Here is a 13872-nt window from a genome sequence, read left to right on the forward strand (position 1 = left end):
AAGCAGAGTTATGAAAATACGGTCGCTCTTGCTTGTGCTTATATCTGGCTCAAATTATGAATGTTCAACACGCCCTAGATAGTAGTTCACTTTTATTTATTGGTTTTCAATCCATATCCTTGATAGGCATTAAGCAAAGAGAAAAAAATAAGCCACTCGAAGTGGCTTATTTATACATAGTTACTTAGTGAGCTCTCGCAGCTATCTTTTCACCCAACCACTGAGCAACCTCACTCTCTACCCATGCTACACGTCCTTTGATAGCTTAACCTGAATAGGGGAAGAGAAGTCATAGCGTGTTGATGCTTGATGCAAAGAACCACAGAATTTTTTCTAATTTACTTAAAGAGCATCACCGCTATTCAACTACTTAAGATTTACTATATTCATTCAATAGATCTGCTACTTTGATCATTAACCCGTATTGCGCAGACCCGCTGCCAAAGCATTGATACTACGGATTAATGGATCTTCAACAGCAAGATCATCGTCATTATCTGTAGCGTCTTTTTGTCTGGCACGTTTCAACAACTCGATTTGGATGTAATTAATCGGATCTAAATAAGCATTTCGCCATTGTAGTGACGCGGCTAGGCTTTGCTGGTGCGCCAATAACGATGTCTGATTGAGCAAAGAGTTCAAACCTGAGAAGGTTAGATGATGCTCATCGATTACCGCTTGCATAATCTTTTCACGTAATCCCTCATCTTCACATAGCTGGCTATAAGCCTGAGCAATGCTCATCTCAGATTTGGTAAAAGCCATTTCAATATTACTAATAAATACGTTAAAAAATGGCCAGCAACTGTTCATCTCCCTCATTAAAGCTTCGTCTTCTTTAACGCTATGAAGAGCATTACCTACGCCATACCAAGCTGGTAGGGTAAAGCGCGCTAAAGACCAACCAAATACCCAGGGAATCGCCCGCAAGGTTGTCTTACTTGGCAGGCCTTTATTACGGTGCGCTGGGCGCGAGCCAATATTTAATAAAGAGATTTCCTGCACTGGCGTCACTTGTGAATAGAATTGATAAAACCCTTCGGTATGGTCCGTAAGCGTACGATAACTTTGTTCACCCGCATCTGCTAGACGCGCAAAGAGTGCTTCATAATTTGGTAGTTCAGGCGGTTGCACCACAAATCTTGTTGAGCACGCTTTGAGGGTACCAGTGATGCCCATGGTGAGCTCAAATACAGCGGTATCGGTGTTGGCATATTTGGCATAAAGCACTTCGCCCTGCTCAGTGACTTTAATTTCTCCATGCAGTGTCCCTGCGGGCTGAGCGGCAATTGCATTATGTGTTGAGCCACCGCCACGACTGACAGAGCCACCGCGCCCATGAAACAGGCGTGTTTTGATACCATATTCAGCAGCGATACGGTTAATGGTTTGCTGCGCGCTATAAAGCTGCCATGCAGACGTAATAATGCCGCCATCTTTCGATGAATCTGAATAGCCTAACATGATTTCTTGGGTATTATCTGAGTGTTGTAGCAACCCTCGATACAGTGGGTTGTCCAACACGGCAGGTAAGATCTTATCGATATTTTTAAGATCTTCGATGGTTTCAAACAAGGGTGCGACGGGTAAGTCAGCAGACAGCTGACCTGTACCATCAACCCTGCACAAGCCTGCAAAACGCATCAGTAGTAAGACTTCTAATAATTGACTGGCATTGTTGGTCATCGAAATCACATAACTACCAAAAGTATCTTGCCCGACCAGTTTACGTAATGTTGCCACAGAGTTCATTAAAGCCAATTGTCCACGTGTTTTATCAGTCAAGTTATCGGTATAAATGAGCGGTGTACCAGGCTTTTCAAGTAAACGCGTCAACCACTCTTGGCGCTCGGTTTCACCCAGCGTTTGATAGTCTGGTAAGTTCGAGGCATTGGCGAAAATATCGGCGATCACTTCACTATGATAAGACGACTCTTGGCGGATATCGAGCGCTGCTAGATAAAAGCCGCAGGTTTTGACCAGACGAATCGTATCGAGTAATAGCCCTTCGCCATGAGCCTTGTCATGAGTATTGACACTTTTTCGAATGATGCGTAAATCTTCTAACAACTCTTGCGGGTTGGCGTAAGCATCGTGTGCGGCGTCGAGGTCTGTACCTTTGCTTTGAATGTGGCGATTGGTCGCTTTTATTTTGGCAAGAATAATCGATAACAATCTGCGGTACGGCTCATTGTTGTAATCGTCAGGATTATAATAAAATACTTTTTGATCGAGAGTGGCGTACGCTTTTATACGAGCATAAACGTCTGGCGCAATATTGATAATCGTATCGCTGTGAATGAGTTCACGACGCAGTTTTTTTAGCAGTACTTGATAATGACGCAGCACGGTATCGGCATGCATCAATACCGCCATTTCTGTGGTGTCATGAGTGACAAAGGGATTGCCATCTCTATCACCACCGATCCATGAGCCGAAGCTCATGAAAGCAGGTAATGGGTAGTCTGTTAGCTCTGGATAGATATCAACAATGGCGTCTTTAATATTGCGATAAACCTTTGGAATGGCATTAAATAAACTGGCATTAAAATAATGCAGACCATTATTTATCTCGTCATAGACTAATGGCTTACGCGTACGCACTTCATCTGATGACCATAATAAATCAATCGTTTGCGCCGTTTTTTCTTTTGCTTGTTCGTAGGCAAAGCTGTCTTCTGCAAGATTGTTTAAGGCGTCGCTATGAGTAAATAGACTCTGCAATAGATTCATGGTCGTACGGCGGCGCGCTTCAGTAGGATGGGCGGTAAAGACAGGTATGAATTTTAGCTGTTCAATCAGCTCTTGCATTTGTGCAGGTTCAACATTGCGCTCACGACACTCTAGTAAAGTACGACGAAACGAGCCTTCCCAGCTTTGATCGGATTGCATACGCAAGGCATGACGCTGCTCGCGTAAGTAATTTTCCTCACTTAGATTTGCTAAAAAGAAATAGATAGAAAAGCTGCGGATGACATTTTTTAAGGTTCGATTATCTAACGAGGCGATGAAGTCGATAAGTTGTTGCTTGTTCGCTTTGTTAGGATCACGGCGTTGTTGAATAAAACCTTTACGCAGGGTTTCAATCGTATTAAGCGTTTCTTCGCCCGTCTGGCGAGAAATCGCATCTCCTAGGAATGAGCCTAATAAGCTGATGCGTTCACGTAATACGTCATTATTTATAGTCATCCTTAACCTTCTTATCATATTTTTGAGTAAAACAGCTGTGCCGTCTTAAGCGTAATGTTTATAAAGTAAGCTTTAGTTTTATTAGCTTGTCGAAACATCATCTGAGCTACTTTCTGCCCATAACAATGTATAAAGTTGAACCATTTCTTCCAAACTGGGTATTCGGGGGTTGTTGTTAGGCGAACCTGAGGAAAATGCTTGTTCACACATGGTATTTATTAGCGCATCAAAATCAGTTTTTTGAACTCCAAATTGTTGCAATGTAGGAACTTTGAGTTCGATATTGAGGTTTTTTAGATACGTAATCAAATTCATATTCGCTTGATCATCATTATCATTAAAGCTCGCCACTCCTAATGCACGTGCACAATCTGCATATCGCTCTGGAGTACCTGATATCCCAAATTCAGTAATCGTCGACAATAGCATCGCATTTGATAAACCATGCGGTACGTGAAAAAAAGCGCCAATCGGTCTGCTCATTCCATGCACCAAAGCCACTGATGAATTACAGAATGCAATACCAGCTAACGTAGAACCTAACATCATGGCTTCACGAGCATCCTCATCTTCGCCATTATGATAAGCCTTTTGTAGATTGGGCCCAATCAAACGTAATGCAGCTAAAGCTTGTTGATCACTATAAGCGTTACGTTTTTGACTGACATAAGCCTCTATAGCATGAGTCATTGCATCAATGCCAGTATCAGCAGTGGTTCGAGGAGGGACACTCATAGTAAGGCTATAATCAATAATGGCCGCTACAGGCATAAACCCCATACCAACGCACAACAGCTTCTCGTTGTTTGTTTCATCAGTAATAATAGTAAACCTGGTCACCTCTGACCCTGTTCCTGCCGTAGTAGGTATCGCAATAATAGGTAAACCTGCTTCATTTACTTGATGAGGAAATTTATAGTCATTAATGACGCCACCAAACTTCCCTAAAATTGAAATTGCTTTTGCACTATCTATAGGACTCCCTCCACCTAAGGCAATCAAACCATCATATTCTTGGTGCCGTACCTGCTGCACTCCTGATTCAATAGAGCTTGCAGTAGGTTCAGGCATAGTATCTGAGAACACATCAGCCGTAATCTGAACTTCTTTCAAAATAGTTTGTAATGTATCTACATAACCCAATTTAACCATCATCTCATCCGTAATGATGAGAGGGTTTTTAATACCTAAGCTATCTAATATGGTTGGTAGCTTTTGACATGCATCGCGACCTACCTCCATGATTCTTGGTAGAAGAATACTATGTGACATATTTAACCATCCTTGTGTTAATCACTATGTGTCTAATACTGTTCTAAAACGAGCCTATTAATCATAAAATAAAAATAGCGCAGAACTTCACGATCGATAGAATAGCTTGTTTCTTACTAAGTCTTGTGAATATTGAGTCTGCAATTCTAAGTACAGATCTTGAGTCATCTATTGTTTTTGCAAATATAGTCGTTGGTAAAAAAGTGAAGGAAAGCTAACGATATATTTATATGGACCTTTTCATGAATGCTTTCATATGACTGTCCAGCTCTATACACACTGCACTCGTTAAAAGCGTAACAAACACGACTAATAGTAATAAGAAGAAAATGACACGCTGAGCTACGTACATCAACAATCATAAAGGTAGTAGAGTTGTTGATATATTTATCATGTGGAATCTGCATATAAAGACATCGTTATAACGATATATATTATATCGTTATAAGAAATTAACAGGATATTTTTATAATAACAAGTATTAAAGGAACAAATATTATCGTTATAGCAAGTAGAAAGGTCTGATGTCGTGTTTTTAGTAGGCTGACATATCGTAGCATGGAGAAATAGGCTCAATTATTAAGCTATTTTTGTAGATAGTAAATTCTTTTGCGATATCAATCAGACTGATATTTATGATCAAGATAATGAAGACATTAACTGTATTTCTCTCCTAATTAGTACACTGAATATAACGGAATTTTGGTTGTTTACAGTGAATTAATCCATATTTATGAATGTACTTTTGCCCAGTCTATACAGCCAAATTAACAGAATTAAGTATTTATTGATTGACGTTCGTTTGCAGCTCTGTTAAATTTTAAACCGATACATTTTGTATCGGTTATTTTGTTTTCATAGTAATATTTTTTAAATACTACTTCAAAGTATGTTTTTACAACTTAAATTATCATAGTTCTGTTAACCATATTAGTTCGTGCTAAGGATAGCCATCATGAATACTCAACCCTCATGCTTATTTTCTCGAGTGATAAAACCTAACGAAGCATCTTATCCATCTAGCATGTACCAATCATTCTTTTTATTTAACAAACAATTGTCATTCAATTCGTTGGCAAATTAATGATGATAATCAGAATCGTTAGTCATTCTACAGAATATTATTAAGTTATAAATTATCTTGCATTTTATTAAGAGAGTCATTGAGGGTACATCAAGATATAAAAGGCATATTAATAAAAATATAGGAAAAATCTTTCAACTATGAAAGGTTTTATAGTCTGACCAATTGATACTATTTTTTTAGATGTTATTGCAATAATACTTTTTAGCCCCTCTGAATCACTTATTTCACAGCACATCTTTTTCTATGGAAGGAAATCGAAACCATGAGTATTTTTGCTATTTTATTATCCTTGGCATTGCTAATGTTTTTTGCCTATCGAGGTGTCAGTGTATTGGTTTTGGCCCCTGTGCTCGCTATTTTAGCTGTTGTTTTGAGTGGTGAAAGCAGCCAAACCATGGGTATTTATACTGAAGTGTTTATGCAGGGTCTAGGAGGTTTTGCTGTCAAATATTTCCCACTATTTATATTGGGTGCTATTTTTGGCAAGCTGATGGAAGATTCTGGTTATGCTTATAGCATCGCCCGTAATATAGTTAATAAACTGGGGGATAAACATGCTTTGTTAGCAGTAGTGCTTGCATGTTCCATCCTGACTTATGGAGGTGTATCAGCATTCGTCGTTACTTTTGCAATATACCCTATTGCTGCCTCTTTATTTAAACAAGCAAACATACCTAAAAGACTTATACCTGGTGCAATTTGTATTGGCGCTCTAACACTAACGATGACGGCATTACCAGGTTCTCCTGCAATTCATAATGTCATTCCTATGCCGTATTTTGAGACTGATGCTTTTGCAGCTCCTGGATTAGGTATTATTGCAGCGATAGTTATGCTAGGTGGGGGGATGCTATGGATGCATCGCCAATTACACATTGCAGGTATCAACAATGAAGGTTATGGAAATCATACGTTGAATGAGAAAGAGCCTCATTCTGGTATGAATATCCCTAACTTTTGGGTGGCTCTGCTACCAATTGTCATTGTTATCGTAGGAAACTATGTTTTTTCAAAGGTGGTAATACCTTTATGGAATAATAGTTATTTAGCCGATGAGAAGTTTGGAGGAATAACACTAAGCTCAGTTATTGGAATTTGGGCTATTATTTTGTCGTTATTTTTAGCCTGCCTTTTTGTTATTGTCTTAAATTTTAAAAGAATAGACAGTGTGGCAGATAGTTTAAATAAAGGTGCGACGGGTTCTTTACTACCAATCTTCAATACCGCTTCAGAGGTAGGTTATGGCTCTGTGATTGCTACTCTTGCAGGCTTCGCTGTCATCAAGCAATACCTTATGGGGATTGCACCTGGAAACCCTCTTATATCAGAAGCAATTATGGTTAACGTTTTAGCGGGTATTACAGGTTCTGCTTCTGGCGGTTTGGGCATCGCTCTAGAAATTATGGGCGCAAACTATATGCAGTTGGCACAACAATACAATATCGACCCTGAACTAATGCATCGTATAGCTTCTCTGGCTTCAGGTGGTTTGGATTCACTACCACATAACGGTGCAATAATAACAATGCTAACTATTTGTGGCTTAACCCATAGAGAATCATATAAAGATATATTTGCTGTAGCCGTTGTTATCCCTTTAGTTGCTCTAACTTTAGTCATCTTCCTAGGTACTATGTTCGGATCTTTCTAGAGAAAAAATTATTATATACATAATTAAAGAAACAATTGCCACTTAGTGAATTTCTTGTATAATGATATTTATCGTATCATTATTATAGATATTTCTATAAGATCTAATTTATATAGGCTCACTTTTTTAACCTGAAACAAAATCTGAAAAGATAAGGATATCTTATGCAACATGTTAAACAACTTATCAATGGTCAATTCGTTGACTCTAATACCAGCGAATGGATTGATATCACCGATCCTGCCACGCAAGAAGTCATCGCTAAAGTCCCACAAACCACTGACGATGAGATCAATCAGGCCGTCGCTGCCGCCCAGAAAGCTTTCCAAACGTGGCGCAAAACGCCAATCACTACTCGTGCTCGTATCTTTTTAAGATATCAAGCACTCATTCGTGAGCATATGGATGAGCTGGCAGAAATTCTGACAGCAGAGCAGGGCAAGACTATCGCTGACGCTCGCGGGGATGTGTTCCGTGGTTTAGAAGTGGTTGAGCATGCAGCGGGTATTGCTAACTTACAGATTGGTGACTATGTTGAAAACGTTGCCTCAGGCGTTGATACTTATAGTGTTTGGCAGCCACTTGGCGTCTGTGCTGGTATCACCCCGTTTAACTTCCCAGCGATGATTCCACTATGGATGTTCCCAATGGCGATTGCTACGGGTAACACCTTTGTCCTTAAACCTTCTGAGCAAGACCCAATGGTCACCATGCGTTTGATTGAGCTGGCAGTAGAAGCGGGCGTCCCTGAAGGTGTGCTAAACGTGGTGCATGGTGGCAAGGCGACAGTTGATGCTATTTGTGATCACCCAGACATCAAAGCGGTTTCATTTGTTGGATCTACCCACGTTGGAAAGCATGTTTATGAGCGTGCTAGTCAATCTGGCAAACGTGCACAGTGCATGATGGGCGCCAAAAACCATGGCGTTATCCTACCTGATGCCAATAAAGAACAAACACTCAATCAGCTCGCGGGTGCTGCCTTTGGTGCTGCTGGCCAACGTTGTATGGCATTGTCAGTTGTGGTTCTAGTCGGCGCAGCAGGGGAATGGGTTGATGATATCAAAGCCAAAGCAGAAGGCTTAGTGGTTTCAGCAGGTAAAGACGACAAAGATTTAGGCCCACTGATTTCTCCTGCCGCAAAAGCCCGTGTTGAGCATCTGATTGGTACTGGGGTTGAAGAGGGCGCCAGTCTACTTCTTGATGGTCGCGGTATCAAGGTTGATGGCTATGAGAAAGGCAACTTCGTAGGGCCGACCATCTTTGATAATGTCACAAGTGATATGCAAATCTACAAAGAAGAAATCTTTGGCCCAGTGCTTTGTATTATGCGTGCAGCTGACCTGGATGAGGCGATTGAGCTACTTAATGCCAATCCAAACGGTAATGGTACCGCTATCTTTACTCAGTCAGGAGCGGCTGCTCATAAGTTCCAACAGGATATTATGGTTGGTCAAATCGGTATTAACTTGCCAATTCCTGTGCCACTACCGATGTTCTCATTCTCAGGTTCGCGTGCCAGTAAACTTGGTGATCTCGGTCCTTATGGTAAGCAAGCAGTACAGTTCTATACTCACACTAAGACGGTTACTGCACGTTGGTTCGATGATGAAGCAAGCCGTGGTAAAGTCAATACCACTATTTCAATGTAATCATTAATCCAATATATTTTGGCGGCACATTTTTATTTTTCTAGATTCTTTAGGTTTAAACTTATAAAGATTTTTTTGAAATCATTTTCTTGTGCCGTCTCTATATTGGAGTTGCTAAATTAAAAATTAAGTAATCTACTTATGTATCTCTTTCTTATGCTTTATAGTTTTTATAATAGAAAGTATTTAGCTAATCTAGAATAAAAAATAAATTTAATTTTAGATAGTTAACTAACATGTAAATATTTTAGGATTTTTTATTTTTATCGAATAATATTCTTATTTTGATATAAGAAAATAAAATTTTTGAAAAGTGTTTAAGTTCATAAGCGATATATATTTAAAGTGAATTTAAAATATTATTAATGATAAAGATAAATTAATAATATGACTGTCAAGGATTGATGATATGAATGCATTGGAAACAATAAAAGAAAAATATAATAATAGTACATCAGCTAATGATGTTTCAAAGCCAGATATTGCGTTTATCGGCCTTGGTAACATGGGTGCGCCAATGGCAGAGAACCTATTAAAGGCAGGTTATAAGCTGTCGGTATTTGATCTCTCTGAAGCTGCAACCCAGCGTTTACATCAAGCAGGTGCTAGAGTTGCTGATAGTCCAAAAGATGCGACGAATAATGCACAAGTTGTTATTACTATGTTACCTGCTGGAAAGCATGTTCACTCTGTTTATCTGAATGACGAGGGATTACTGTCGGGATTACCAAAAGGTACATTAGTTATCGATAGTAGTACTATAGCAGCTGCAGATGCACGCATGGTAGCGGACGCTGCTAACAGATATGGCATTGAATTTTTAGACGCGCCAGTCTCAGGTGGTACAGGCGCTGCAATTGCAGGAAACCTGACGTTTATCGTAGGTGGTAGTACTGAGGCATATGCTAGAGCCGAGCCTATACTGGAATCAATGGGTAAGAATATCTTTCACGCTGGCAATAATGGGGCGGGGCAAGTAGCAAAGATATGCAATAATATGTTGCTAGGTATTTTGATGGCAGGAACAGCAGAGGCTATTAACCTAGGTGTCAAAAATGGTCTAGATCCAAAAGTGTTGTCAGATATTATGTTGCAAAGTTCAGGGCGTAATTGGACACTAGAGGTTTATAACCCTTATCCAAAAGTGATGAACAATGTACCTTCAAGTAATAGTTATAAAGGCGGTTTTATGACTAAACTGATGAATAAAGACTTAAATCTCGCTATGCAAACCGCTTCAGAAACCAAGGTGGATATCCCGATGGGCTCGAAAGCAGCTGAGCTCTATGATGTTCATTCTGTCCAGCATGGTGATAAAGACTTTTCAAGCATCATTGCACGTCATGATGCTTCGATACTGTAGTGGTAGTATGATAGGTAAAAAAATAAGTGCTGAAATACACACGTATTAAATTTAGAAAGAATTTATCTAGATTGTCCATCTGTACTAATAACCTGGTTATTAGTACAGATGGATTTTTTATATCAATCAATCAGTTTTTTGGCTAGTACATTAATGCTTGAATGTCATGCGCGGCTTTACGAAGAAGTGGAACATGTATCAACAGGTCGTCTAACGAAGCTCGTACTGTAGGAGCATGCAAATATAATGATGCTATATAGCGTGATTTTTTATCTACTATCGGTACCGCTATTCCTACCATCTCGGAGATGAATTCTTCATTATCAATACTGATGCCTGTCTCAGCGATACTGTCGATTTCAGCATTCAACATATTGAAATCGATGATTGTATTTCTAGTAAACTTATTAAGTGATAAGCTTTTTAATATTCTGTGACGGCTAGTCTTACTCAATTGGCTCAAATATAGTTTACCAGTCGCTGTACACCACATAGGTGATTTTAACCCAACAGGTAGGTATATTTGTAGAGGTAGTACTGTGTTTATACGATCGGTATAGATCATATTTGTATAGTAAGGGACACTAATCCCACAAGTTTCCTTAATTTCGTCAACTAATTTTTTTAAAATAATTTGGCGCTTATTAAAGAACTGTCCCTGTTGCCAAAGTTCAATGCTCAGATTACGCACACGTTTACCAGGAATTATACCACCACCAATATCAGCTGCTACGAAATCCTCATTAATTAAATTCTGAATCAATCGATGAGTAGTGGGTTTAGGGATATCTAGTATTTGCGATATCTCAAATGGAGAGAGTGGTTTTGGAGCATAAGATATAGTTTCAATGATCTCTAGCACTCGGTTAATAGATGATACTTTAGACATAAAAAATGCTCAGCTAGGATAATAAAAAATATATATAATAATTTTTTGAAAAAAATAATATTAATCTTAACATATTTTTTGATTTGTTTTTTTAATAAATAGTTTAAAGATTTAGAGGTTTTTATAGCATGTTAAAAAATATCTTTACAATAAATTAATATTTTTGGCTTAATTCGATATCTATATATAGTTAAGTCTTTATAAAATCGATACAGCCCATATCATGAAACAGTTTAAATAGATTATTCTCCATCCATCCTTGGCGTAGAAACTTAGCCTGTGCCCATTTTTTCTCGATAGGGTTTAGATCAGGGCTGTAAGGCGGCAGCCATAAAATACGATGACCATATCTATTAAGTAGCTTTTGAATACGCTTACTCTTATGAAATCGAGCATTATCCATGACAATCACGCATTTAGTTTTAAGACTTGGGATTAGCGTGTATTTGCACCAGTGGTAGAATATGCTGCTGTTAATATTGTGTTCAAAGTAATCAAGCGCAAATAGCATTTTTTCATAGAGAGCTCCGATGACATTAGTACGTCTCGAAGCTTGCCAGTTGTAGCTATCGATACAGGGTTTACCAATCGGTGCATAGCCATGAGAACGAATGGTTTCAGCCTCAAAGCCGCTTTCATCCATATAGACAATGGGATAGCCTTGCTGAGTAAAGCGATCAAGCCTATTCTGGAATATCGCTCTTTTTATCGGACACGCTTTTGGATGTTCCAAGGTCTTTTTTTTGACTGATACCAAGACGCTTTAAAGCATTAAAGATGCCCGTTTTACTACAGTTCAAGCGACGAGCTCTTTCATAATTATAATCATCTGGGTATCTTTTTACGTCTTCAATCAATGCGTCATCAGGTATTTTAGTCGGTGCTTTATTTCTGGTTGTTTTAGGCGCTAATTTCTTCTGCCAGCTGTGAATGGTGCTGGTGCTAAGTCCATAAAATAGCGCAGCTTCTCGTATGGTCATACCATCAGTGATGCTAGAAAGTACCTGTTTGCGATAGTCTATTGAATAAGTCATCGTTTATTTCATTAAATGCAATTGTTAATAGGGTTGTATCGGTTTTATTTGGATTAGACTATAGATAGATAGTATTAATATCTTAGCTATTATAAATTGAGTATTGTGAATATAAAGTGTGAAAATATCTTACGGCATAGTAAGTAAGGATTATCTATAATTTTTTGATCAATTTTGGCAATATCACCTAGTCTTCAAGGGTTTTATACAGCATCTGGTAACCATATATCTGTTAAGAACTCTCTTATTGAGAGTCGTAAACGATTATAAGTTCAAATTAGTTTAGAGCGGTGAAAGAGTAAGCCACTCGAAGTGGCTTATTTATACATAGTTACTTAGTGAGCTCTCGCAGCTATCTTTTCACCCAACCACTGAGCAACCTCACTCTCTACCCATGCTACACGTCCTTTTGATAGCTTAACCTGAATTGGAAAAGTAGGGTCATAGCGATTAGACTTTTTGTCTAACATATCGTAAATAGTTGTACTACTTAGTCCAGTAAAGTAGATAACTTCTTTAAGTGGTAACATCCGTGGCATGCGTACTGCACTCAAACTCTCGGCTTCAATTTGATTGTTAGTTTTCAAGCTTTCCATGATTTGCTCCTTATAAGTGAATGAGAGCATCTCCTCTCATATACTTACCGAGTCCTATAATTTTTTACTGCATCCCATGCCATCCTACGATTAGCTTTTGATACAGTTAATAAAAAAGGAGCTGAATGACTCAGCTCCTTTTTTATGCCTGGCTCCGATTCACTAGCTCACCGCCGTCACGCTTTGCCGTAATCCCTGCTCAATGCTAGTCATGTCATGATCGGCTAAACCATGGTTCAAGTGCCCATGCTCATCTTGATATTGACCAGAATCGCCTGTCTCGACTGGATAGAACTCTTGCACCACTGCCAACGCCTCATCATTATCACTCTCAAAGCATGAGTTCACATAACCAAGCTTTGCCGCTGCCTCTAATGCTGCTTGATCAAAGCCGTGTTCACTAAGCTCACGATCAATTGACTGTGCATTAGACACCGCATCTTTAAGTGTCACCCCATCACGCAAAGTTAAATCCACAAAGTAAATCGGCGTACGATAGCTTTGCGTTGTGCTTTTACCTCTTAGGGTTAATTGTAGTGGTAAACACGACAGCTTATTGCCGGATACTGCAGCAAAGTAGCTTAAGCGTGCCGAAAGCGTCCTAATGCTATTAAAGCCCGTCGTGCGAAAGATAAACGTACCCAGCTCATCGTCTTCAGACAGATTGACGTACAGACGACCATAAGGTTTACAAGCACCGCCTTGCGCCAGTGGGCAACGATCGGGTGATGGGCATGGCAGTGTTTCTATGCCTTTGCTTGTGCGGCGCTGACATTGCTCACCATCACCCACGCATAGTGGGCGTCCAGTTTGCCTATCGAACAGCGTGTATTCAGCACGTAGATTTAGCGTCGGATCATTAAACAGCATACGAACCGGTATTTGCCGAAGCTTACCGTCACTCTTTGCACGTAGCTTTTCATCAAGGGGATGGTTGATCCAGCCCTCCTTATTCTGTATTTGACTGGTAATGGTGAACTGATCGTCTTTGGCAGGGAGACGTTTGCCATCTTTGACAATGACACGTCCAATGCTGATACGACCAAGTACAGGCGGGGTTATGGTTAGACCTTTAATCATGGTGATATTCCTTGTGTGTTTTGTTTAGCCATAAAAAAACCCACCTATGATAGGTGGGC

At 39.4% G+C, this 13872-nt stretch carries 10 protein-coding genes; 3 read left to right on the plus strand and 7 right to left on the minus strand.

Annotated features, from left to right (window positions below):
- Positions 1–414 precede the first annotated feature (414 nt).
- Both ppc and HCZ91_RS08850 read right to left on the minus strand, forming a co-directional pair.
- Complete coding sequence (gene ppc / locus HCZ91_RS08845) at positions 415–3189, minus strand: phosphoenolpyruvate carboxylase (RefSeq protein WP_179799089.1); 2775 nt, start codon at positions 3187–3189, stop codon at positions 415–417.
- Positions 3190–3270: 81 nt separating this feature from the next.
- Complete coding sequence (locus tag HCZ91_RS08850) at positions 3271–4461, minus strand: iron-containing alcohol dehydrogenase (protein ID WP_179799090.1); 1191 nt, start codon at positions 4459–4461, stop codon at positions 3271–3273.
- A 1349-nt stretch (positions 4462–5810) separates the two neighbouring features.
- On the opposite strand from HCZ91_RS08850, the gene HCZ91_RS08855 reads away from it, so the two are divergent.
- From HCZ91_RS08855 to mmsB, 3 genes are all read left to right on the plus strand, one after another.
- Positions 5811–7199 (plus strand): GntP family permease, encoded by a 1389-nt coding sequence (locus HCZ91_RS08855; protein WP_179799091.1) that lies wholly within the window; start codon positions 5811–5813, stop codon positions 7197–7199.
- A 164-nt stretch (positions 7200–7363) separates the two neighbouring features.
- On the plus strand, positions 7364–8851 hold the full coding sequence (locus HCZ91_RS08860; protein ID WP_179799092.1) for a CoA-acylating methylmalonate-semialdehyde dehydrogenase: 1488 nt from the start codon (positions 7364–7366) through the stop codon (positions 8849–8851).
- A gap of 409 nt (positions 8852–9260) precedes the next feature.
- The gene (gene mmsB, locus HCZ91_RS08865) at positions 9261–10214 is read left to right on the plus strand and encodes a 3-hydroxyisobutyrate dehydrogenase (RefSeq protein WP_179799093.1); all 954 of its coding nucleotides are present in this window, start codon (positions 9261–9263) and stop codon (positions 10212–10214) included.
- 142 nt (positions 10215–10356) lie between these two features.
- On the opposite strand, the gene HCZ91_RS08870 is transcribed toward mmsB, so the two are convergent.
- The 5 genes from HCZ91_RS08870 to HCZ91_RS08885 all read right to left on the minus strand — a co-directional run bounded on the left by HCZ91_RS08870 (position 10357) and on the right by HCZ91_RS08885 (position 13813).
- The gene (locus HCZ91_RS08870; protein ID WP_179799094.1) at positions 10357–11103 is read right to left on the minus strand and encodes an IclR family transcriptional regulator; all 747 of its coding nucleotides are present in this window, start codon (positions 11101–11103) and stop codon (positions 10357–10359) included.
- 190 nt (positions 11104–11293) lie between these two features.
- Entirely contained in the window at positions 11294–11836 is a 543-nt protein-coding gene (locus HCZ91_RS13960; RefSeq protein ID WP_257020026.1) for an IS630 family transposase, read from the minus strand.
- Positions 11787–12137, minus strand: a complete 351-nt coding sequence (locus HCZ91_RS13965) for an IS630 transposase-related protein (RefSeq protein WP_101204408.1) — start codon at positions 12135–12137, stop codon at positions 11787–11789. Before HCZ91_RS13965 ends, HCZ91_RS13960 begins: the two co-directional genes overlap by 50 nt.
- A 335-nt stretch (positions 12138–12472) precedes the next feature.
- A complete protein-coding gene (locus tag HCZ91_RS08880) occupies positions 12473–12733 on the minus strand; it encodes an AlpA family phage regulatory protein (protein ID WP_257020027.1) in 261 nt (86 codons plus the stop codon).
- Between the two features lie 162 nt (positions 12734–12895).
- Positions 12896–13813, minus strand: coding sequence for a hydrolase or metal-binding protein (locus HCZ91_RS08885; RefSeq protein WP_179799096.1), 918 nt, complete (start codon positions 13811–13813; stop codon positions 12896–12898).
- Between the last annotated feature and the right edge of the window lie 59 nt (positions 13814–13872).

The sequence above is a fragment of the Psychrobacter sp. BI730 genome, from assembly GCF_013414195.1.
In the GTDB taxonomy this organism is placed as follows: Bacteria; Pseudomonadota; Gammaproteobacteria; order Pseudomonadales; family Moraxellaceae; genus Psychrobacter.

What these genes read in the sequence shown, in the direction of transcription:
- HCZ91_RS08880 (WP_257020027.1), bottom strand. Translation starts at nt 12,733, where the DNA reads ATGGAAAGCTTGAAAACTAACAATCAAATTGAAGCCGAGAGTTTGAGT.
- HCZ91_RS13965 (WP_101204408.1), bottom strand. Translation starts at nt 12,137, where the DNA reads ATGACTTATTCAATAGACTATCGCAAACAGGTACTTTCTAGCATCACT.
- HCZ91_RS08870 (WP_179799094.1), bottom strand. Translation starts at nt 11,103, where the DNA reads ATGTCTAAAGTATCATCTATTAACCGAGTGCTAGAGATCATTGAAACT.
- HCZ91_RS08855 (WP_179799091.1), top strand. Translation starts at nt 5,811, where the DNA reads ATGAGTATTTTTGCTATTTTATTATCCTTGGCATTGCTAATGTTTTTT.
- HCZ91_RS08860 (WP_179799092.1), top strand. Translation starts at nt 7,364, where the DNA reads ATGCAACATGTTAAACAACTTATCAATGGTCAATTCGTTGACTCTAAT.
- ppc (WP_179799089.1), bottom strand. Translation starts at nt 3,189, where the DNA reads ATGACTATAAATAATGACGTATTACGTGAACGCATCAGCTTATTAGGC.
- HCZ91_RS08885 (WP_179799096.1), bottom strand. Translation starts at nt 13,813, where the DNA reads ATGATTAAAGGTCTAACCATAACCCCGCCTGTACTTGGTCGTATCAGC.
- mmsB (WP_179799093.1), top strand. Translation starts at nt 9,261, where the DNA reads ATGAATGCATTGGAAACAATAAAAGAAAAATATAATAATAGTACATCA.
- HCZ91_RS08850 (WP_179799090.1), bottom strand. Translation starts at nt 4,461, where the DNA reads ATGTCACATAGTATTCTTCTACCAAGAATCATGGAGGTAGGTCGCGAT.